Source organism: Natronobacterium gregoryi SP2 (genome assembly GCF_000230715.2).
Taxonomy (GTDB): Archaea; Halobacteriota; Halobacteria; order Halobacteriales; family Natrialbaceae; genus Natronobacterium; species Natronobacterium gregoryi.
Window position 1 is genome coordinate 700,866 of the sequence record NC_019792.1, and the last position, 19,389, is coordinate 720,254.

Below are 19,389 nucleotides of genomic sequence, written 5' to 3' on the forward strand. Positions count from 1 at the left end.
GATACGATCTGTTGATTGATACGTTTCGGTGTGGCTCGTCGGCAGAGAAGGGCGCGACCCAGTGTGGCAGCGCCTACTCGGGATCGATCAGCGACGGGATGTCATCGCTGATGATCTGCTCACAGTACCGACATCGCGTCCCGTCCTCGAGGACGTCGAACTTGGAGGTGACGGGCTCGTTGTTGGCGGTAATGCAGTTAGGATTGGGACAGGAGAGGACTCCCTCGACGACGTCGGGGCGGTCGACGCGACGTTTTTCTGCGACTTCGTAGTTCCGGACGATGTTGATCGTCGCGTTCGGTGCGATCAGCGAGAGGACGTCGACTTCCTCCTGGCTCAGCTCTCGGCCTTCGATCTTGACGATATCTTTGCGGCTGTGACGATCCGACGATACGTTCATCCCGACGGTAATCTGTTCGTCGTTCGCTCCGTCGATCCCCAGGATGCCAAGGACCTTGAGTGCCTGCCCGGCACGAATGTGGTCGATGACGGTCCCGTCCTTGATCTTGCTGACGCGGAGGTGTTCGTCGTTACTCATCGTCATCACCTCCATCACCGGAGAGAAGCAGATCCAACAGTGCCATCCGGACCGGAACCCCGTTGTGGGCCTGTTCGAAGTACGCCGCATGGTCGGTTTCGTCGATCGACGGTGCGATCTCGTCGACCCGCGGGAGCGGATGCATGATCGTCAGATCGTCGCTGGCCGCCTCGAGATGGTCGGGACCGATCTGGTATTCGCCGGCGACCTTCTGGTACTCGTTTTCGTCGGGGAACCGCTCGCGCTGGATTCTGGTGACGTAGAGGACATCCAGTTCCGGCAGAATCTCCTCGAGGGAGTCGTGTTCTCGGATCTGGGCTCCCTCCTGTTCTTGGTGGAGATCGTAGACGACCTCTCGAGGGAGTTGGAGGCTCTCGGGACTGATGAAGTGCTGGTCGGCGTCGAAGTTCGTCAGCGCGTGAGCCAGCGAGTGGACGGTCCGTCCGTACTTCAGATCCCCCATGACCCCGATCGTCAGGTCCTCGAGGCTGGCGTTCTCCCGAATGGTATAGAGGTCGAGCAGTGTCTGTGTGGGATGGTGGCCGGCACCGTCGCCCGCGTTTACCAGCGGGACGTCGACGAACTCGCTTGCCATCTGGGCCGACCCCTGCTGGGGATGTCGCAACACCAGTGCGTCGGCATATCCTTCGATGACTCGAACCGTATCCGCGAGCGTCTCCCCCTTCTTGACGCTCGAGGATTCGACCGAGCCCATGTCGACGATGTCACCGCCGAGGCGTTTCATCGCGGTGTCGAAGCTCATCTTGGTGCGCGTACTCGGCTCGAAAAAGAGGAGACCGAGTACGGTGTCGGTGTAGCGGTCGGCAACTGACGACGGATCGGCGTCGATTTCGGCTGCGCGGTCGAGGACGGTCTCGATGTCCGTCCGCGTAAGTTGCTTGCTCGTGACGAGGTGGTCGAGATGCATCACTCTGGGTCTCTGTTTCGTGTGACTTGAATCTTCCTTTCCATCGTGAACCGACGCGGGAGTGTTTTATGTGTATGGTCGAGACTGTCTCGATACAGGTTTAAATAGTAAAGATCACGCTCGTACTCGATCCGATATGCCAGCAAACAAAGGTTTCACCCGGGTTATCGGATCGAAATCGGATGGGAGCCTGACATTGGTAGAGGCAGGGTTGATAAGGACGGCGGGAGCAACGGACATATGAAGGTCGCCGTCGCCGGCACGTTCGGTCCGATCCACGACGGTCACCGCAAACTGTTCGATCACGCGCTTCGCTTCGGGACGGACGGCATCGTCGTCGGACTGACCAGTGAAGCGTTCGCGACGGCAACGCGGACCGAGCCCCGTGAGATCCCGCCCTTCGATCGACGACGAGAAGCCGTCGCCGACACCTTCGCCGCACTCGACGACCGAGGCCGGGACGTCGAAATTCGCGAACTCGAGAGCGAACACGCCATCGCCGCAGACGAGCCATCAATCGACGCACTGGTCGTCTCGCCCGAAACAGCAACGGAACTCACGATCATAAATCGGCTTCGGCGCGGGCGAGGGTACGAGCCGTTGACGGGTATCGTCGCCCCGTACGTGCTCGCCGAGGACGGCGAGCGGATCTCTTCGACGCGCGTGGTCGCAGGTGAGATCGACGAGCACGGATGCTTGCTCGAGTAAGTAGCGTGTGAAGCGGATCGTCGTATCATACGGTTTGCTGGAAGTCAGTTCCGGCGTGACCGCGCTCCTGCGGTCGCGCCGGGACAGCGACACAGCAGTCCGTATCAGGGCCGGTACCTGCGCCTGAACGCGTCTCCTCGAGAGGGCGACGTACGTGGACGGTCCGGACAGTCCGGCTGTCGGCGCTTCTCCCGAGCGAAACCGATTCGACGAACGATCGTCCCATCGTATATATGTCAACCCCTCGAACAGCAGTGTATGCACGTCCTCGTCCCGATCGACGACTCCGATCCCGCCCGCGAGGCGTTCGAACGCGCAATCACGACTGCCCCCGACGCTGCGATCACCGCACTACACGTCGTCGAACCGTCGGTCGCCGCGTACCGAAGCGACGACGGCCCGTACGGCGTCCAGTTGCCCGTGACAGCCGAAGCTGATCATCTCGAGGCAGTGTTCGACCCCGTGCGGGCACTCGCAAGCGAACACGACGTCTCGCTGACGACTGAGGTTCTCGTCGGCTCGCCGGCCCGGTCTATCGTCGATGTTGCGACCGAGGCTGATGTCGACCGGATCGTCATCGGTAGCCACGGGCGGACTGGTGTCTCGCGTGTCCTGCTCGGAAGCGTCGCAGAGCGGGTCGTCCGGCGCGCGCCAGTGCCCGTGACCGTCGTCAGGTAGCGTGTGGTGAGCGAAACCGGACGGCTTCGTTCGAGCGGGGTCACGTCCGGCCGAAGCGGTCGATCGGTCCGTCGAGTCGTTGGAGACGACCACGACGCCCGGATACGTACGGAGCGACCCAAAACTCGAGATCGGGGCGGGAGGCTGGCCAGTTCGACGTGTGCGCCGTCGACGCCGGTCGTCAGGCGGTCAACACTGGCCGATCTGCCGTCCTGACGACGCGTTCCGCGACGCTACCGATCTTCCCCGACCGTGTGTGGCTCTGTCCCTGGAAACCGATGACGACCAGATCCGCGTCGAACTCGTCGGCTTTGTTTTGGACTTCCTCCCACGGACGACCGTGACAGATGGTGTACTCACAGTCGATCCCCGCGCTGTTTGCTCGGTCTGTGACTTCCTCGAGCATCGCCTGGCCCTGTTCTTCGAGTCTGTTGAGGACGATATCGGCGCTACTCAACGCGTGTTCGCCGTACCGGTGGGTTTCGACGCAGTACATCACGTACACGTCGGCATCGTATCGATCCGCAAGTGTTAGCGCGTGCTCGGTCGCCTGGTTCGCCGGATCACTGCCATCCGTGGGGACGAGTATCGTGTCGTACATCGGGTACGGCTATTCACATCGAACGCAGTCAAATAACTTACACTACGATCGCTGATACGTTCCACGCCGGCCGAGCGGGCGTGGCGCTGTAGCCGGTTCCGACAGGACTACTGATACGGATTACTGTAACGATTTACCGGCGCAACCGCCGCCCGGGTCGCGGTTGTGCCGAAAATGACTGACAGTAAACCGTATGAGGTCGGACGAAGGTAACAGCAGGCCGTATCAAGCCGTCATCACCGGCCGGTCGACGTATCTGACGACCCGTTCCGCCGTGCTTCCGATCTTGCCGCCCTTGCCGAGTCCGCGATTGCCGAGCACGATCAGGTCTGCGTCGATCGCGTCCGCGTACGCCCCAATCTCGTCGTGTGGGCGGCCACGCCGAACCGCTCCGGTTACGGCGACCGCTGCTCGCGTCTCGACGTCGGAGAGGATTTCCTGCCCCCGTCTCTCGACGTCGTCGACGACATCATCCGATTCCGACAGCATCGAACTCCCGTAGCGTCGCGTATCGACCACGAAAACGACGTGGAGTTCGGCGTCGAACGTCGACGCGAGGTCGATCGCACGGTCGGTCGCCCGGTTCGCTACATCGCTTCCGTCCGTAGCGACGAGAATCGTATCGTACATGTGCGTGAGACATCCACCACAGGCACGAGTATATAGGTTACAGGGACGGTTAGTCGACTGCGAGCACCGGCACTGGAGACCGCGCAACGACGCGGGCCGTCGTACTCCCCAGCAGCCGATCGCTTTCGGCTCCGGCGGCCCGTCCGCGGGTGCCCATGGTGACGAGGTCCGCGTCGACGGCCGCAGCGTACTCGAGCAGGTCGGCGGCCGGCACTCCACGCCTGACGGCGGTCCGAACCGAGAGCTCTCGCTCTCGAGCCATCTCCGCGATCGTCTCCGTCGCCGTCTGCCCACCCTCGGTGAGCAAGCCGACGATACTCCCCGGGGCGTCCTCGAGACTGTAGATCGTCGTATCGACGACGTAGACGACGCGAACCTCGGCGTCGTACCGCTGTGCGAGTTCGAGTGCGCGCCGTGCGGCGCGTTCGGCGGCGTCGCTGCCGTCCGTGGGGACGACGATGCGGTCGAATCCGGCGGACGGAACCTCCTCGTCTGACAGCCGTACCGAGAGCACTGGGACGTCACCGAGCGAGATCACGCGCTCGGTCGTACTCCCGAGACGCGCTCGTTCGCGACCGGTCCGTCCGTGAGTTCCCATCGCAATCAGGTCCACATCGTGTTCGTCGGCGTAAGCGAGAATCTCGCGGTGAGCGATGCCTTCGTGGACCGCTCGAGCGGTTTCGAGTCCGTGCTCTTCGACCTGGTTCGTTATCGTGATCGTCGCCTCGCGGCCCAGTCGTTCGGACGGCGCGGACAGGTCCTCGCGCTGGTCGGCATCGAGGTCGGCCAGTTCGGTTCCGGGGTCGACGACGTAGAGGGCGTGAACGGCCGCATCGTACGTTCGAGCCAGGTCGATTGCGTGGTCGATCGTCGCTTCGGCTCCCTGGCTGCCGTCGGTCGGGACGAGAACGGTGTCGACGGAGATCATGGCGACTCGTTCACCGCCGACGGTCATCAAGTCACCTCGTACGTTCGCTCGCATTGACGGGTTGGACGAACGGAACGCGACCGGTCACCTGACGACCGAGACGGGGACCGGGGCCCGCCGGACGACGACCTCGGAGACGCCCCCCGCAATCGATCGATGTTCGTCCGGTCTGCCGTGGGCACCGATCACGACGTGGTCGACGTCTTGCTCCGTCGCATAGTCGACGACGAGTCGCGCGGGATCACCAATGTCCGACTCGGTCGTACTCCGCGGCGACTGCCTCGAGTTCGTCGAACAGCTGCTCCGTCGCCTCCTCGACTGCGCTGTCCCACTCGTCGCTGCCGATCATCGGCTCGTACACCGAGGGATGCGTCGGCGACCGATCCCACGCCGTTGTCCGGGTCGAAGAGATCGACGACGTGGGAGGCGACCACCGCAGCGTCGGGAAACTCCCGGAATGCGTGCCGAAGCGACCGGACTGAAAGCGGCGATCCGTCGATCGGAACGAGAACCGTCCTGGACATACCGATACCTTCCGGTAGCAGGCGTATAGTTGTCGGTGTCGATCGAATCTTCGGTCGACAGAGCTGGGAGAAAGGGGTATTTTTCACCTGGCCGTCGCAGGAAGCGCATGGCCTCGATCGGCCTTCCGAAATCGGAGCCACGGGGAGAGACGAGCGTCGAACGAGTGATCGGGACCAGAGCCAGCCGCCGATCGTTCGTATCGACGCCCGTCTCCATCGAGGACATCCCATATGGACTGCTGTACCGATGTCCCGGCGCGACCGCAGGAGCGCGGTCGTGCCGGAACTGACTTCCAGCAAACCGTATCACAACTTCTCTGGGCGTCCCAGGGAATCATCCACGTCGAAGACGGCGTCAAACTGCGGGCAGCGCCGAGTGCCGGTGGGACCCACCCACTCGTCGTCTATCTCGAGTTCTCGTCGGGCGGCTGTCCGGCGCCCAAGGCGGGTCTGTACCGATACGAACCAGCCGAACACGCTCTCGAGTCGGCGAGAGACGCTTCGATCCGGGACAACCCGACGCGGGCGGCGCTGGACCAGGCGGTGGCCGACGAGGCACCGGCGACGGTCGTCCTGGCCGCCGACGACGAGCGAACGCGACGGCAGTATCCCGGCCACGGCGAGCGGTACGGCCACATGGAAGCTGGTCACGTCGCCGAGAACGTTCACCGCCTCTGTGAGAGTTGGACGCTGAACAGTTGTCCCGTCAGTGCCTTTGCCGACGCCGAACTTGCGGACGTGCTCTCACTGTCGGCAGCGCTCGAACCACTGTACCTGGTGTCGTTCGGGAACCGGTCGGAGGAACGATAGGCTACCGGAGAAACCGCTCGAACCAGTCGGCCGCGACGTCGGCGACCTCCTCGAGTTCCCCCGGCTCCTCGAAGAGGTGGCCGGCTCCCTCGACGACGTGCAGTTCGGACACTGCAGCCACTGACTCGGTCGCCTCCCGGTTGAGTCGGAGTACGTGCTCGTCCTCGCCGCCGACGAGCAGCAGGGTCGGTGCTGTGACGCCGGCCAGACGCTGTTCGGCGAGGTCGACCCGGCCGCCACGGGAGACGACGGCTCCCGTGTCTGGCCGGCGAGCGGCGGCCCGCAACGCAGCCGCTGCACCAGTGCTCGAGCCGAAGTACCCGTAGCTACGTTCTTTCTCTATCCGGCCGTCGAGCCACTCGGTGACCGCGACCAGTCTGTCGGTCAGAAGCTGGATGTCGAACCGGTTCTCGCGGTGCTGGTCTTCGGCTTCGGTCAGCAGGTCGAACAGCAACGTCCCCAGACCGCGGTCGCGAAGCACCTCCGCAACGTAGTTGTTTCGCGGGCTCTTTCGACTACTTCCACTCCCGTGAGCGAAGACCACGATACCGTCGGCGTCGTCGGGAACGACGAGGTCACCCTCGAGTTCGACGTCGCCGACAGGGATGGTGGTGTCGTTCGTGGTGGGCATGAGAGATGCCGGTCGGCGTTACTCGATGTCGATCGACCTGCCAGCGGGTTCGGACGGCTCTCGTTTCGGGAGCGTCACGGTAACGACGCCGTTCCGGTAAGTCGCCGCGATCGCGTCCGCGTCGACCGGCTCTGGCAGCCGAACCGATCGACTCATCGACTGCCGTTCACGCTCGCTTCTGAGGTAGAACCCGTCGTCTTCTGCTTCGGTTAGTTCTTGTGCGCGCTCTGCGGTGACGTGGATCGTGTCGTCCGACAGCCGGAGTTCGACGTCTTCCTTGTCGAATCCCGGCACGTCGGCCGTCAGGACGAACTCCTCGCCGTGATCTGCCAGATCGATCCCCAGCGTGGTCGTCGCCCCGGCGTCGGTCGCCGGCATCCCGAACTGGTCGACATCCCACAGCTCGAGGGCGTCTTCGAACTGTCGTTGCATGCGTTCGAACTGCTGCTCGAGGTTCCTGAATGGGTTATCGTCGGTTGTCATGGAACTCCGGGGGAACCGTCCCCGTTCGGGGGTCCACCGACCGTGGTGTTAAACGTTTCATCGAAGGAGTGCTCGCTGCAGTTGCGGTTCGGCCGCGAGCTCGCTGGTCGTCGCCCGACTCGAGGGCCGAACTCTCCAGTCGCGGCGATCAGGGCTCGAGGTACCGTTCGGGGACGTATGGTCGGACCGGAGCTGGCAACAGGGACGCGAGCAGTCTTGCGATTTCGGCCAGCCGTTTCCGCAGGAGGACGTAGATCGTGGAGATGCCGACGAGCGCGAGCGTGAGAGCAGTCACGACCGCGTCCCCGACGGCGAGCAGCGGCAGGGCCGCGACGCCGGCGACTGCCAGGTCTTCGGGGGCACCGTCGTACCGCACCCACCGTCGTGGTCGGAGCCACCGGCCGTGGTAGTGGCTGTAGACTGCACGATCGGAGGTGCCCTGCCAGGGGCGAAGCTCGAGACCGCCACCGAGGGTGTCGCTCGCCGCGTGGAGGGCGACTGCTGCGAGAAAGACCGCAAGCGCCACGGTCCACGCGGAGGTGGCGATCACGGCGAGTGCGACCGCCGGAATCGCGGTGATCGACGCATAGACCGGGAAATGAAGCGTCTTCCGGTGACCCGTATAGAGGTCGAGATCGGGCGCGAGTCCGCCGACTAACCCTGCAAGAGCCGCGGCTGGTGCGAACTCGGGGGCAACAGCGAAGACGGGGACCGCGAGAGCCATTCCCCAGAGTGCGTGGGTCGTCGCCATCATCGTGACCTACTGTAGGGGACGAAATGACAAGAAGGTTTGCCCAACCACACCCGGGGAATACGAATTTGACACCCCAGCCACAACGAACGCGTATGGAACGGACCGACGACGTCAGTGGACTGCTCTCGGAGACGGGCCCGAACGCCGTCGCCGCCTGGCTCGTCGTCGGCGTGCTGGCGCTGACCGGCGTACGAACGGCCCTCGAGGGGGCATTCGACTGGACGTTCATCACGCTGTCGGTCGTTGCAGTCGCGCTGGTGCCCGCCGGGGCGTTTCGGGACCCACGAGTCATGCCACCGTGGGAGCTGATCGTGATCGTCGCCATCCCAATTCTCTGGCAGGCGCTTCTCGGATGGGGCTTCCTGACGGACGTGCTGACCTACCTGGCGATCGCCGCACTCGCACTGTTGATCGCCGTCGAACTCCACCAGTTTACGACTGTCCGGATGAACCACACCTTCGCGATCGTTCTCGTGGTCCTGACTACACTCGCTGTCGCCGGCGTCTGGAACGTCCTACAGTGGCTCGCCGACGTCTTCTTCGGGACGGAGTTCCTGCTGGATGGGCGCTCGCAGGACGCGATCAACGCCGACGTGATGCTCGAGTTCATCTACGCCGGAATCGCCGGGGTCGGCGGCGGCCTGCTCTTCGATCTCTACTTCCGGTCGCGGGACCGGACACCGACCGAGCGAACGTACGTGCCACCACTGCCTCGCGGAGAGCAGCGACAGACTGCTGATCGACCCGAGTCACCGAAACTCAGGGATCGAATCGGCATCCCACCACGCCGCCAGCGACAGGCCAGTCGAGCGATGCAGATCGTCCTCGCAGTCGTGTTACTGTGGGGGCTGTACGTCCAGGATCTCCCGACGATCGCGAACGCGGCCGTCGCACTCGTGATCACGTTCGTCCCAGCGATCCTAGAACGAGAGTACGACCTCCCGATGGACGCGGGACTGGTCCTGTGGATCACGACTGCAGTCTTCCTGCACGCGCTTGGTTCCGCGGGACTGTACGATGCGATCGACCCCTGGGACCACCTCACCCACGCGCTATCGGCGTCGGTCGTCGCCGCGGCAGGCTATGCGATCTTCCGGGCGATTCACGTCCACACCGACCGCATTTACATCCCGTCGAAACTGATGGCCGTGTTCATTCTGCTATTCGTCTTTGCGGCCGGCGTCGTCTGGGAGATCCTCGAGTTCATCGTCGACCAGAGCGCGATCGTCCTCGGTCTCGACGCGGTGCTTGCCCAGTACGGTATCGACGATACGATCGTCGACCTCATCTTCAACACCGTCGGCGCTGTGATCGTCACGCTGTGGGGGACGGCGTATCTTACGGACATCTCTGATTCTCTCTCCGAACGGTTCGACAAGTGGGCCGACTCGAGTGCCGAACGGAACTGATATTGTTCCCCGACGCTCCCGTGGACCCACTGCGCGGACGACACGACCAGCGTATGCAACGTAGCTGTCGAAGACGAACGCGAGAACGCCGGCGACGACGTTGCGCCACACCACCGTCTCGACGCCGATCTCGAACGCGAACGGTGCGATCACCGTCCACACCCCGAGGAGTCCGACCAGCAACATCACACTCACGCTCGTCGTGACGTCGGTGACGATCCGGTAGTAGTCGTCCCCTGCGATCAGGAAGATCCGCACCGACGATGACGTCGTTCCACAGGCCCGACTCCGTCGCCTCGTAGACGAACGGCGAGATCGGTATCCACAGGCCGACCAGCGATGCGGTGCAGTACCACTCACCTATTTGACACCGTCGGGGTGGTCCGTCGACGTGGTCTTTCGTCGGTCGCGGTCGGTCGTTTCATACGGACTGCTGTCCCGCTGTCCCGGCGCGACCGCAGGAGTGCTCGCGGCCACGCCGGAACTGACTGACAGCAAACCGTCTCATACGGCTTACTGTCAGTCATTTTCGGCACAACCGCGACCCGGGCGGCGGTTGCGCTGGTAAATCGTTACAGTAATCCGTCTCACTCGTACTCGCCCGATCTCCGGGCGTCTGTGTGATCGCCTCGTTCGTGGTCGACCTCGACGTTGTCGGCCTCGAAAACGTCAAGGACGGTCTCTTCGGAGATCTCACGGTCTGTTCCGTGCCGGATGGGAGCTTCGTATACGTACTCCGTGGTGATCACGGTATCCGGGTTACAGCCCGTCTCTCCTCATCGACTCCGATCGAACGTGTGGACGACGACTTTCGCAGACGATACAGCTCTCGCTGAACGAGAATTCCAGTTAAACCGACCGCTTCGGACCCTTTTAATTAGTCTCGGCTCTAACTTTCGAGCATGAACCTGCTCGTAGCAATCGACGGCTCTAACGAGTCGACCGAGGCACTCGACTACGCCATCGACATCGCAGATGCGATGGACGGCTCGATTACGGTTGCCCACGCGGTCAACCCGACCGTCTTCGACGAAGGCGGCACCGAACCGCTCGCGTCGCTTTCGGACGCAGACCAGCGCCTGATCGTCGAGGGCGTCGCCGACGCCGAACAGCGGGCACTCGGCGTCCTCGAGGAAGCGGTCGAGTTCGCCACCGGCCACGGCCACGACGTCGAGAGCGAACTGCTGTACGGCGATCCGGCGACCGAGATCGCCGAGTACGCCGACGAAGAAGAGGTCGACGCGATCTTCGTCGGTCACCGTGGACGGACCGAACGGGTAGAACTGATGGTCGGGAGCGTCGCAAAAGCGCTCGTCGAACGAGCGCCTGTTCCAGTGACGGTCGTACGGTGACCGACCGTCGGTCGTCGAGCGCAGTCGCCGCCCACAGCCGTCGACTGCCGTCGTACGGAGTGCTGTGCCGATGTCCCGGCACAATCGCTTCGGGTCGCGGCTGCACTGGAGATGGCCGACAGCAATCCGTCCGAGACGACCGCCGAAGTCCAGACCGGTTGTGTCCCCACTCCGATATCGCCCACCGGACGCGGCGTCCGTCCCGTCACCGGTAGACCAGTCCCTGTAACTCGTATCGATAGATGCGGTGATCGTCTTCGAGAACCAGGAACTGTCCGCCAGGTTCGGGTTCGATGCGATCGAACCGGGCATCGAGGTTCCCCGGATTGACCGACGGCGAGTCGCCGTCGGGGCCGAACCGGAGAGCAACAGTCCGCTTGCGCACATCGGTCGTCTTTTTCGCCTCGACCTCGAGGAACTTCCCCGTGTTACCGACATCGACCGCCCCCGTGAGTTCCCAGGAGTCGTTTCTGTACTGGAGCTCCGTCCCCTCGAGTTCCGACCACGTGGTCTCGGTCATACTGGCGGTATCACGGAGAGAACAATCGTCCTTTCGCCCGTCAGTTGGCGCGTCTCTCCGCCACGAGTTACTGTCCGTTGGCGGAACAGGTCTGACCGTGCCGCCGACGGCGTGGCTCACCCATCGTTGCAAGAGCGTGGGTGACCTGGCCGGCGTCGACGCCAACTGCCGAGAAAGACTGCTACGGCCTGCTGTACCAATGTCCCGGCGCGACCGCGCTCCCGCGGTCGCGCCGGAACTGACTGACAGCAAACCGTATGACACACCGGTGACGAGGACGCCTCGAGAGCAGCGATCGCTGGCTATCTCTCGAAGTCACCGATCACGAACCGTCGAGAATCGCTCCTGCTGTCGAGGACTCGAGTGGACGCTACGTCCGTATACAGCGCTGGAAGCGAAGGTGACGTGTGACCCTCCAACAGAGCAAAGGCCGTGGTCTCTGTAGCAGAACGTATGTACGACGACATCCTCATCGCGACCGACGGCAGTGACGCTGCGACGACGGCCGCAACGGCAGGGATCGCGCTTGCCCGCACGCTCGGGGCGACCGTTCATGCCCTCTCGGTCGTCGAAGACGAAACCGACGAGACGCGTCGCAAACGCCGCCGAGAGCACGCGGAGACGGTCGCAAATCGCGCCATCGACGCCGGCTGCGAGGCCGACAGCGCCGTCCTGACAGGGCAGGCGGCGAGTGAAATCCGCGAGTACGCGGCGACCGCCGACGTCGACGTGATCGTCGTCGGCACTCACGGTCGCACTGGACTCCGTCAGGCGCTGCTTGGCAGCGTCGCCCTCGAGGTGATCCGGGACGCACGCCTGCCCGTTCTCACCGTCGGCAGCGATGCAACCTGGGACTGCGAAAAGAGCCCGATCGAGGATCTCTGTCTCGCCACCGACGGCGCGACAGGAGCGACTGCAGCGACGAGCCATGCGCTGTCGGTAGCCGACGCCTGTGACGCCCGCCTACACGCGCTGTACGCCGTTGACGTCGACCCCGACTCCCCGGAGTTACACGAGGCCTTCGAGAAACACGGTGAACGAACGACGGCGGAAGTAGCCGAACAAGCCCAAGAACGAGGTCTCGAAACGAGCCAACACGTCGAACACGGGCCGGCAACCGACGTTGTTCTCGAGTACACCGACGCCGAAACGGTCGATTTGCTGGTCATGGGGACCGAAAGCAAGTCCACGCTCGAGCGACTGGTCGTCGGCAGCGTCTCACAGCGAGTAGTGCCGAACGCGGACGTGCCCGTGTTGACGGTGCGGACGGTCGAATCGTCGTAGGTAACTGGCAGTTCTCTCGTCGTCTCTGCTCTCGAGTTTGACCGATGCCGTCCGCGTTGCTGCAGGTGATGTCGTCTCTCGAAGTCGAAAACGAACCCGACGACGGCAGCCAACCGTCGTCTACCGTGGTCGCCCTCGAGTTTGCGCCACAGCCACGAGAACGACTTCATTGTTGCCGCACGTCCGTTTCCAGTCGCGGTTGCACCGGCACTGGCGGACAGGAAACCGTATCAGTGGAACGGCTGTCCACTCACAAGCTCCCACGGATCGAACAGGTAGAGAACGGCGAGCAACAGTGCAACGACCACCACGAACAGCCGTGCGACCTCGCTCGCAGTCGACGGCAGCCCCAACTCGAGCGTGATCGCCATCACTCCCGCCACGGCGAGCCAGAGTCCGCCGACGATCAACCGGTCACGAGTGTCCATATCCGGTTCTTCTGGCGAATCGTCATGAAACCCTCGGGTTGTCCACACTCGGCACGTCGGCACCTGCACACCCGAGACGCCCACTACGAACACTACTAGACAGGACTACGTGAAGACGATCGTTCTACTGAAGTCGTCCCCGTCGGCGAGGACTCCGAACTCACGGCCACGATTGGCTTCGCACTGACTTCTGTCTGACAGGTAACGTCTCCCGTCTGCTGGTCGTGTCACTGCTCGTCAGGAGATGCGTCTTCCGGGGAGTCTTCACCAGCAATTTCCTCATCCGAAGGGTGGTCAACGGCACCGTGGCTGGGGGCCATCGTTTGAACGGGCGCTGATCGAACGAACTCGGCTCCAGCCACCCATAGTCTTTCCTTGACCTCCTCGATCGTCGAACAGTACAACGGACGCTTCGTACGGTTCGCCGTCCGTCAGTGTCGGTGCAATCGCGCCCCGAAACGGTTGCACTGGGACGACTGTATGACTCCTCATCACATACTGTGTGCTGTCATACGGATTACTGTAACGATTTACCGGCGCAACCGCCGCCCGGGTCGCGGTTGTGCCAGAAATGACTTACAGTAAACCGTATCAGTCAGTTCCAACGTAGCCGCGAGCCCTCCTGCGGTCGCCCCGGGACAGCGGGACAGCAGTCCGTCTCAGAGATCGAATCCGACCGTCCCCTCGTCGAGACGGTTCTTGCGGTTGTCGAGTTGGCCGACATCGTCGTACGCGATGGGACCTTCGACCTGTTCGGCGTTCGGCCCTGGCTCGTTGCCGATGTACATCACGTTCGGGTTCGTGTTGTACTCCTCGAGCAGCCTGAACCGCGACTCGCCGGTGCCGAACTCGCTCTCGATGAGCGTCCGTGCGTCCTCGATCTCTGTGTCGTCCGAGCCTTCTTCGTCCTGAAGTATCTCGATTGCCTCCTGGAGTTCCTCCTCTTCGGGGTCGTGCTCGATGGCACGTGCGAGCGCGGTGTCCTCCAAGTACTGCTGGGGATCGCTCTCGGGATCGTTCATGTCGCCAAACTGGATCGCGCCGGGCGGACAGGCATCCTCACAGGCCGTCGTTCCGACCATGTCCTCGCCCATCTGGCCGTCCTGGCGGGCCGGATCGAAGATGCACTTTTCCATGACGCCCCGTGGTCCGGCACCGCTGACCCACCGATCGCGCTGGTCGTAGATCATGTCCTCGTCCATCTCCAGTGCCTCTTCCGGGGGGTCTTCCCACTGGAAGTAGTTGACGCCGTAGGGACAGGCGACCTGGCAGTACCGACAGCCGATACAGACGTCGTAGTCGGTCAACACCAGTCCACCGGCGTCGCGGGTGTGTCGAGCCGTCGTCGGACACACCTTCTCACACGGCGCGTCGGTACAGTGCTGACAGGGTCGGATGAGGTAGTTGAACTCGCGGAAGTCGTCGAACTCGTCCGTATCGGGTGACTCGACGATCCCGTCGTCGTAGGCGAGAATGTACATCCAGTTTGCCCCCTCGTTCCAGTTGTGCTCCGCATGACAGGCGACGACACAGGAGAGACAGCCGTCACATGTCTCGAGGTCGAGCGCCATCCCCCACTGGACGTCGTCGCCGTCTTCCGCTTCGTCTTCCTGCTCGTCCTGTACTGCGGCTGGATTTGGCCCGTCGGGTCCCTGACTCGCCCCGAACGCTCCGAGACCGACGACGCTGGCCCCTGCACCCATCTTCTTCATCACGTCGCGCCGGGATTCGTCGCCGACGCCGAGCGTCGAGAGCGCCTCTGAAACCGCACCGTCCCCGTCTTCCTCACGGGTGGCCTCGATCTCCGCGGCCATCGGCCGCTCGTCTTCGCCGAACTCCTCGACCACGTCCTCGTGGTACCGATCGTAGAACTCCGCTTCGCCGATCTCGCCTTTCGTGAGCCGCAAGGCATCTCTGGCCATCTCCATCCCGAGTTCCGCGTCGTACTCGGTCTCCGCGAGCATCTGCTCGAAGTCCTCTTCTGCGGCCTCGCCGAGCGGGTGGAACGAATCGGTCCGTTCCGGACGGTCGTCACTCATCGGGCGGCGTCACCTCGAGAAAACGGCGCTCGAGCGCACGAAAAGGCGGTAGCGTTGCTGTCGATCACACTGCGTGCGAACAACACACATGTCGATAAAAAACAGCCCTGCGCACGACGGCGAGGCATACGCCGTCGGCGATTCCGCGGGCGGGAAGAGAGGCGACCGGATAACTCGCGCCGCTACGCGTCGCTCGTCGTCGTTGGTCGCCACAGAAGCGCCGAGAGGGATTTGAACTACGCCCGAGAACCTGCGCCTGCGGCGCAGAACCTCGGTCTAGTTCAAACGCCCTGTTCGCGTTTTCCGCTCACGGATGCCGAGCACACGCTACGCGGTGCTCGGCGGTGTTGTTCGCTGAAAAGCGCCGAGAGGGAGATTTGAACTCCCGAGTCCGTGAGGACAGCAGATTTCGAATCTGCCGCCTTGGCCGGGCTAGGCTATCTCGGCTCACCTCTATCTACCCGCGAGACGTTTTTACCGGTTTCGATTTTTCTCGAGGCCTGTGACGAGTTCTCGCCCCAACCAGTCGTAAACGATTTGACTCGAGCCGCCGACGCCGTCTGCATGGACGTCACCACGGCAAGCGACGAGTGTGCGGCCGTCCTCGAGACGGTCGGCGACGCGGTCGTCTGCGACCGGTCGTTTCTCGAGGAGATTCTCGTCGGCGTCATCGGCCGCGGCCACGTTCTCCTCGAGGACGTGCCCGGGACCGGGAAGACGCTGACCGCCCGCAGCGTCGCCGACGCACTCGGCCTGTCCTTTTCTCGCATCCAGTTCACTCCGGACCTCCTTCCAGCGGACGTGACCGGCACTCACGTCTTCAACGAACGCGAGCGAACTTTCGAGTTCAACGAAGGGCCGATCTTCGCGAACATCGTGCTGGCCGACGAGATCAACCGCGCGCCACCGAAGACCCAGGCTGCCCTGCTCGAGGCGATGGAAGAGGGGCAGGTGACGGTCGACGGCGAGACCCGTCAGCTGCCGGAACCGTTTTTCGTCATCGCGACTCAGAACCCCGTCGAGCAGGAAGGGACCTTCCCGTTGCCCGAGGCACAGGTCGATCGCTTCCTCGTCAAGACCGCCATGGGCTACCCCGACGAGGACGGCGAAGTCGAACTCCTGCGTCGTCGCGCCGACCGCGAGACGACCAGTCCCTCGGTCGAATCAGTCCTCGGACCCGACCAGGTCGATCACCTCCGATCGGTCCCCGAAACGGTACGCGTCGACGACGACCTGCTCGAGTACGTCGCTGCGATCGCCCGCGAAACTCGCGCCGACGGCCGCGTCGAGGTCGGCGTCTCGCCGCGTGGCACCCAGCGGCTGTTCGAGGCCGCACGGGCTTACGCGACGGTCGTCGGCCGGGAGTACGTCACGCCAGACGACATCAAGCGGGTCTCGAGGCCGGTCCTCGCCCACCGGCTCGTTTTGACGCCGGACGCGACCGTCAACCGCGTCGACAAGGATCGAGTCGTCGAAGAAGTGCTCGACTCGGTGTCCGTCCCGACGGTCGAGTAGTCCGACCTACTCGTCGAACGCCGCTGCGTACTCGAGAACTGCCGCCCCGATCGCGTCTCGCGCCGCCTCGACCTCTCGCCACTCGATCGTCTCGTCGGGGTAGTGGGCCTCGAAGATGCTCCCCGGTCCGAACAGCACCGTTGGGATTCCAGCCCCGACGTAGTGGCGAGAGTCAGCGCCGTACGTGGCACCCTCCGGCTCCGCTGGCGAAAGCCCTGCAGCCCGCCTTCCGTCCCGGACGGCTTCGACGATCGGGTCGTCGACATCGAGTTCGTAGGGTTCGAACTGGACCGAAAACCGTTCGAACCGGGGTGGGTGTTCCCGTAGCCACGGATCGTCGGCGACGACTTCGGCGAGCCGTTGTTCGAACTCGTCCTCGACCTCGTCGACTGTCTCACCGGGCAGGACGCCGATCCGGAACTCCGCCGTCAGCGACGCCGGAACAGTCGACGCCCACGAACCGGCCTCGACTCTCCCACAGACTACGGGAGCTGGCACCGGGAACTCCTCGTACAGCGGGTGTGTCGTCGCCTCGGACCGGTCGGACTCGAGGTCGGCGAACGCTCGCCGAATCCGTTCGAACCGTGGGAGGACGTCCTCACCGCTCCACCGCGTCGCAGCGTGTGCACTCTCGCCTCGCAACTCGAGTCGGGCCATCAGACTTCCGCCGCAGGCGACGACCGGCCGGAGCCCGGTCGGCTCCGCGACGATAGCGGCGTCGCGGTCGAACGGATAGGGGTTCTCGAGTGCTGCCGTCGCCGCCCCGAAGCCGCCGTCCTCCTCGCCGGCAACTGCCTCGACGACGATCCGGACGTCAGCGTCTTTGCGCCCCGCTTCGATCGACTCGCGAACGTCGAGTGCCGCGCCGATGCAGGCTGCGAGACCGAGTTTCATGTCGACGGCACCGCGGGCCGTGAGCGTCTGCGGCTCGTCCCCGTCTCCGGCCTCCCCACGTCGGACCGGCTCGAACGGGTCGCTCGACCACGCCGATCGATCGGCAGGGACCACGTCGAGATGTCCGTTCAGGACGACTGTCGGATACTCGTCGCCCGTGTGATCGGCCTCACCCAGCGCGAGGACGCCAGCGACGCTCCGTCGCCCCTCGGATTCGGCCTCGAGAAGAGCAGGGTCGTCGGGGAAAGACGGGTGGTCTGCGAGCAGGTCGGGATCGGCGTCCCACGCGTAGGTTTCGAAGCCGAGGGTCTCGAGTCGCTCTCGAAGCCAGTCTGCGGCGACTGCCTCCTCGCCGGCAGTCGTCCGGAATCGACAGAGACGGTCGGCGACGTTCAGGAGATCGAAGTCCATACCTACGACGAGACGGCAGGATACGGTAACTGTTTACATCGGGGCGTCAGAAGGGACCGGCGAACGGCTACTATTGATTCCCGCTCCTGACTCCCAGTCACCGATTGGGAATCTTAACAGAGCCGTTCTCCGCTACTCACGCACCCCCATCAAAGCGACCGCCACCCTCGAGGCGAGTCGTTCAATCGCTCGCAGCCGTCCTCGGTAACGACCACCAGGTCCTCGACGCGGACGCCGAACTCGCCATCGAGGTAGACGCCCGGTTCGATACTGAAGACCATGCCTGCCTCGAGTTCACGGTCGTTCCCCGCCGTGATGTACGGCGGTTCGTGGACGTCGAGGCCGACGCCGTGGCCCGTCCGGTGGAGGAACTGGTCGCCGTAGCCCCGTTTCTCGAGCACGTCGCGAGCGGCGCGGTCGACCGCCTCGGCTGGGACTCTAGGTTCGATTGCTTCGACGGCAGCCGTCTGGGCCTCGAGGACGGCGTCGTGGACGTCCTCGTACTCGGCCGGCGGTTCGCCGTCGAAGACGACGGTCCGGGTCTGGTCGCCTGGATAGCCGGCGACGTAGGTTCCGAAGTCGAGTACGACGGGGTCGCCGGCCTCGATCGGTCGGTCGCCGTGGCGGTGATGGGGGCGAGCGCCGTTCGGGCCGGAGCCGACGACGGTCTCGAACGAGAGATCCTCGCCGCCGGCGTCGGCCAGCCGTTCCTCGATCTCGACCGCGAGTTTGGCCTCGGTCATCCCGATCGCTTCGGAGCCGAGCGCACGAATCTCCTCGCTGACGGCGTCTGAGATCGAGGCCGCCTTTCGGAGCGCCTCGAGTTCGGCCTCATCTTTGCAGAGACGGAGGTCATCGACGACCTCGCTGACCAGGCCGAACGTCGCCTCGGGGAACGTCGCCTGCAAGTCCTGGGTGAAAAGTGCCCACATCCGGTCGTCGACCAGCAGGTGGCCGCCCGCGAGGCCGAGTTCCTCGCCGACGCTTTCGAGGAGGACCGTCGGGTCGTCCCCGTCGCTCCAGGTTCGCACGTCGGTCACCGGCGAGGCGTCCCGAATTTGATCGTCGTACATCGCCGGCGCGACGAACAGTTCGGTCTCGGGCGTGACGAACAGAAACAGGTGCCGCTCCATCGGTTCCTCCTCGAACCCTGCGAGGTAGTGCATGTTCGAACTCGGAAAGCAGACGAGGGCGTCTTCGCCTCGTTCCGCGAGCGCGTCGCGGGCCTGCCCGAGTCGCTGTTCGACGGCTGCGTCGGTCTGGCTCCGACTCATGCCGGACGATAGACCGCCGTCGGTAAAGTTCCCGCCGATACCGCGTTTGG

General features: G+C 63.8%; 21 protein-coding genes, 1 tRNA gene and 1 pseudogene. 7 read left to right on the forward strand and 16 right to left on the reverse strand.

Going from position 1 to position 19,389, the window contains the following annotated elements:
* Positions 1 to 73: 73 nt before the first annotated feature.
* Positions 74 to 538, reverse strand: a complete 465-nt coding sequence (gene pyrI, locus NATGR_RS03345) for an aspartate carbamoyltransferase regulatory subunit (RefSeq protein WP_172636010.1) — start codon at positions 536 to 538, stop codon at positions 74 to 76.
* A complete protein-coding gene (gene pyrB / locus NATGR_RS03350) occupies positions 531 to 1,466 on the reverse strand; it encodes an aspartate carbamoyltransferase (protein ID WP_005581499.1) in 936 nt (311 codons plus the stop codon). Before pyrB ends, pyrI begins: the two co-directional genes overlap by 8 nt.
* Before the next feature lie 240 nt (positions 1,467 to 1,706).
* Here pyrB and NATGR_RS03355 point away from each other — a divergent pair, with 240 nt between their 5' ends.
* Both NATGR_RS03355 and NATGR_RS03360 read left to right on the forward strand, forming a co-directional pair.
* Entirely contained in the window at positions 1,707 to 2,174 is a 468-nt protein-coding gene (locus tag NATGR_RS03355) for a phosphopantetheine adenylyltransferase (protein ID WP_005581498.1), read from the forward strand.
* Between the two features lie 258 nt (positions 2,175 to 2,432).
* Positions 2,433 to 2,852, forward strand: a complete 420-nt coding sequence (locus tag NATGR_RS03360) for a universal stress protein (RefSeq protein WP_005581497.1) — start codon at positions 2,433 to 2,435, stop codon at positions 2,850 to 2,852.
* A 181-nt stretch (positions 2,853 to 3,033) separates the two neighbouring features.
* Here the strand turns inward: NATGR_RS03360 and NATGR_RS03365 are convergent, their stop codons facing one another.
* From NATGR_RS03365 to NATGR_RS20605, 5 genes are all read right to left on the reverse strand, one after another.
* Positions 3,034 to 3,453, reverse strand: a complete 420-nt coding sequence (locus tag NATGR_RS03365) for a universal stress protein (protein WP_005581496.1) — start codon at positions 3,451 to 3,453, stop codon at positions 3,034 to 3,036.
* Positions 3,454 to 3,678: 225 nt separating this feature from the next.
* A complete protein-coding gene (locus NATGR_RS03370; RefSeq protein WP_005581495.1) occupies positions 3,679 to 4,083 on the reverse strand; it encodes a universal stress protein in 405 nt (134 codons plus the stop codon).
* 49 nt (positions 4,084 to 4,132) lie between these two features.
* Positions 4,133 to 5,038: a universal stress protein gene (locus NATGR_RS03375; protein ID WP_005581492.1), complete on the reverse strand. Its 906-nt coding sequence runs from the start codon at positions 5,036 to 5,038 to the stop codon at positions 4,133 to 4,135.
* A gap of 57 nt (positions 5,039 to 5,095) precedes the next feature.
* Positions 5,096 to 5,200: a universal stress protein gene (locus NATGR_RS20600; RefSeq protein WP_394295385.1), complete on the reverse strand. Its 105-nt coding sequence runs from the start codon at positions 5,198 to 5,200 to the stop codon at positions 5,096 to 5,098.
* A complete protein-coding gene (locus tag NATGR_RS20605) occupies positions 5,197 to 5,535 on the reverse strand; it encodes a universal stress protein (protein WP_394295386.1) in 339 nt (112 codons plus the stop codon). The genes NATGR_RS20600 and NATGR_RS20605 overlap by 4 nt, the downstream gene beginning before the upstream one ends.
* 107 nt (positions 5,536 to 5,642) lie before the next feature.
* On the opposite strand from NATGR_RS20605, the pseudogene NATGR_RS03385 reads away from it, so the two are divergent.
* Positions 5,643 to 6,345, forward strand: a pseudogene (locus NATGR_RS03385) (SagB/ThcOx family dehydrogenase).
* A 1-nt stretch (position 6,346) separates the two neighbouring features.
* Here NATGR_RS03385 and NATGR_RS03390 read toward each other — a convergent pair.
* The 3 genes from NATGR_RS03390 to NATGR_RS03400 all read right to left on the reverse strand — a co-directional run bounded on the left by NATGR_RS03390 (position 6,347) and on the right by NATGR_RS03400 (position 8,213).
* On the reverse strand, positions 6,347 to 6,976 hold the full coding sequence (locus tag NATGR_RS03390; protein WP_005581486.1) for a dienelactone hydrolase family protein: 630 nt from the start codon (positions 6,974 to 6,976) through the stop codon (positions 6,347 to 6,349).
* Positions 6,977 to 6,994: 18 nt separating this feature from the next.
* Complete coding sequence (locus NATGR_RS03395; RefSeq protein WP_015233288.1) at positions 6,995 to 7,459, reverse strand: Hsp20/alpha crystallin family protein; 465 nt, start codon at positions 7,457 to 7,459, stop codon at positions 6,995 to 6,997.
* A gap of 148 nt (positions 7,460 to 7,607) precedes the next feature.
* Positions 7,608 to 8,213 carry a membrane protein gene (locus NATGR_RS03400; protein ID WP_015233289.1) on the reverse strand — a complete coding sequence of 202 codons (606 nt, stop codon included), beginning with the start codon at positions 8,211 to 8,213 and terminating at the stop codon, positions 7,608 to 7,610.
* Between the two features lie 92 nt (positions 8,214 to 8,305).
* Here NATGR_RS03400 and NATGR_RS03405 point away from each other — a divergent pair, with 92 nt between their 5' ends.
* Together NATGR_RS03405 and NATGR_RS03410 are read left to right on the forward strand one after the other, a co-directional pair.
* Positions 8,306 to 9,622: a hypothetical protein gene (locus NATGR_RS03405; protein ID WP_005581483.1), complete on the forward strand. Its 1,317-nt coding sequence runs from the start codon at positions 8,306 to 8,308 to the stop codon at positions 9,620 to 9,622.
* Between the two features lie 902 nt (positions 9,623 to 10,524).
* Complete coding sequence (locus tag NATGR_RS03410) at positions 10,525 to 10,974, forward strand: universal stress protein (RefSeq protein WP_005581480.1); 450 nt, start codon at positions 10,525 to 10,527, stop codon at positions 10,972 to 10,974.
* Positions 10,975 to 11,179: 205 nt separating this feature from the next.
* On the opposite strand, the gene NATGR_RS03415 is transcribed toward NATGR_RS03410, so the two are convergent.
* Positions 11,180 to 11,494, reverse strand: coding sequence for a hypothetical protein (locus tag NATGR_RS03415; RefSeq protein ID WP_005581478.1), 315 nt, complete (start codon positions 11,492 to 11,494; stop codon positions 11,180 to 11,182).
* A gap of 453 nt (positions 11,495 to 11,947) precedes the next feature.
* On the opposite strand from NATGR_RS03415, the gene NATGR_RS03420 reads away from it, so the two are divergent.
* The gene (locus tag NATGR_RS03420; protein ID WP_005581476.1) at positions 11,948 to 12,778 is read left to right on the forward strand and encodes a universal stress protein; all 831 of its coding nucleotides are present in this window, start codon (positions 11,948 to 11,950) and stop codon (positions 12,776 to 12,778) included.
* Positions 12,779 to 13,008: 230 nt separating this feature from the next.
* On the opposite strand, the gene NATGR_RS03425 is transcribed toward NATGR_RS03420, so the two are convergent.
* The 3 genes from NATGR_RS03425 to NATGR_RS03435 form a co-directional block, all read right to left on the reverse strand.
* Positions 13,009 to 13,206, reverse strand: a complete 198-nt coding sequence (locus tag NATGR_RS03425; RefSeq protein WP_005581474.1) for a hypothetical protein — start codon at positions 13,204 to 13,206, stop codon at positions 13,009 to 13,011.
* 659 nt (positions 13,207 to 13,865) lie between these two features.
* Complete coding sequence (locus NATGR_RS03430; RefSeq protein ID WP_005581473.1) at positions 13,866 to 15,245, reverse strand: 4Fe-4S ferredoxin N-terminal domain-containing protein; 1,380 nt, start codon at positions 15,243 to 15,245, stop codon at positions 13,866 to 13,868.
* 362 nt (positions 15,246 to 15,607) lie between these two features.
* A tRNA-Ser gene (locus tag NATGR_RS03435) sits at positions 15,608 to 15,692 on the reverse strand.
* 117 nt (positions 15,693 to 15,809) lie between these two features.
* Between NATGR_RS03435 and NATGR_RS03440 the strand changes: the two genes are divergently transcribed.
* A complete protein-coding gene (locus NATGR_RS03440; RefSeq protein ID WP_005581472.1) occupies positions 15,810 to 16,760 on the forward strand; it encodes an AAA family ATPase in 951 nt (316 codons plus the stop codon).
* 6 nt (positions 16,761 to 16,766) lie between these two features.
* Here the strand turns inward: NATGR_RS03440 and NATGR_RS03445 are convergent, their stop codons facing one another.
* Positions 16,767 to 18,065 (reverse strand): M20/M25/M40 family metallo-hydrolase, encoded by a 1,299-nt coding sequence (locus NATGR_RS03445; protein WP_005581471.1) that lies wholly within the window; start codon positions 18,063 to 18,065, stop codon positions 16,767 to 16,769.
* A gap of 149 nt (positions 18,066 to 18,214) precedes the next feature.
* Positions 18,215 to 19,339 (reverse strand): M24 family metallopeptidase, encoded by a 1,125-nt coding sequence (locus tag NATGR_RS03450; protein ID WP_015233290.1) that lies wholly within the window; start codon positions 19,337 to 19,339, stop codon positions 18,215 to 18,217.
* Positions 19,340 to 19,389: the final 50 nt, after the last annotated feature.

What these genes read in the sequence shown, in the direction of transcription:
- pyrI (WP_172636010.1), bottom strand. Translation starts at nt 538, where the DNA reads ATGAGTAACGACGAACACCTCCGCGTCAGCAAGATCAAGGACGGGACC.
- pyrB (WP_005581499.1), bottom strand. Translation starts at nt 1,466, where the DNA reads ATGCATCTCGACCACCTCGTCACGAGCAAGCAACTTACGCGGACGGAC.
- NATGR_RS03355 (WP_005581498.1), top strand. Translation starts at nt 1,707, where the DNA reads ATGAAGGTCGCCGTCGCCGGCACGTTCGGTCCGATCCACGACGGTCAC.
- NATGR_RS03360 (WP_005581497.1), top strand. Translation starts at nt 2,433, where the DNA reads ATGCACGTCCTCGTCCCGATCGACGACTCCGATCCCGCCCGCGAGGCG.
- NATGR_RS03365 (WP_005581496.1), bottom strand. Translation starts at nt 3,453, where the DNA reads ATGTACGACACGATACTCGTCCCCACGGATGGCAGTGATCCGGCGAAC.
- NATGR_RS03370 (WP_005581495.1), bottom strand. Translation starts at nt 4,083, where the DNA reads ATGTACGATACGATTCTCGTCGCTACGGACGGAAGCGATGTAGCGAAC.
- NATGR_RS03375 (WP_005581492.1), bottom strand. Translation starts at nt 5,038, where the DNA reads ATGACCGTCGGCGGTGAACGAGTCGCCATGATCTCCGTCGACACCGTT.
- NATGR_RS20605 (WP_394295386.1), bottom strand. Translation starts at nt 5,535, where the DNA reads ATGTCCAGGACGGTTCTCGTTCCGATCGACGGATCGCCGCTTTCAGTC.
- NATGR_RS03390 (WP_005581486.1), bottom strand. Translation starts at nt 6,976, where the DNA reads ATGCCCACCACGAACGACACCACCATCCCTGTCGGCGACGTCGAACTC.
- NATGR_RS03395 (WP_015233288.1), bottom strand. Translation starts at nt 7,459, where the DNA reads ATGACAACCGACGATAACCCATTCAGGAACCTCGAGCAGCAGTTCGAA.
- NATGR_RS03400 (WP_015233289.1), bottom strand. Translation starts at nt 8,213, where the DNA reads ATGATGGCGACGACCCACGCACTCTGGGGAATGGCTCTCGCGGTCCCC.
- NATGR_RS03405 (WP_005581483.1), top strand. Translation starts at nt 8,306, where the DNA reads ATGGAACGGACCGACGACGTCAGTGGACTGCTCTCGGAGACGGGCCCG.
- NATGR_RS03410 (WP_005581480.1), top strand. Translation starts at nt 10,525, where the DNA reads ATGAACCTGCTCGTAGCAATCGACGGCTCTAACGAGTCGACCGAGGCA.
- NATGR_RS03415 (WP_005581478.1), bottom strand. Translation starts at nt 11,494, where the DNA reads ATGACCGAGACCACGTGGTCGGAACTCGAGGGGACGGAGCTCCAGTAC.
- NATGR_RS03420 (WP_005581476.1), top strand. Translation starts at nt 11,948, where the DNA reads ATGTACGACGACATCCTCATCGCGACCGACGGCAGTGACGCTGCGACG.
- NATGR_RS03425 (WP_005581474.1), bottom strand. Translation starts at nt 13,206, where the DNA reads ATGGACACTCGTGACCGGTTGATCGTCGGCGGACTCTGGCTCGCCGTG.
- NATGR_RS03430 (WP_005581473.1), bottom strand. Translation starts at nt 15,245, where the DNA reads ATGAGTGACGACCGTCCGGAACGGACCGATTCGTTCCACCCGCTCGGC.
- NATGR_RS03440 (WP_005581472.1), top strand. Translation starts at nt 15,810, where the DNA reads ATGGACGTCACCACGGCAAGCGACGAGTGTGCGGCCGTCCTCGAGACG.
- NATGR_RS03445 (WP_005581471.1), bottom strand. Translation starts at nt 18,065, where the DNA reads ATGGACTTCGATCTCCTGAACGTCGCCGACCGTCTCTGTCGATTCCGG.
- NATGR_RS03450 (WP_015233290.1), bottom strand. Translation starts at nt 19,339, where the DNA reads ATGAGTCGGAGCCAGACCGACGCAGCCGTCGAACAGCGACTCGGGCAG.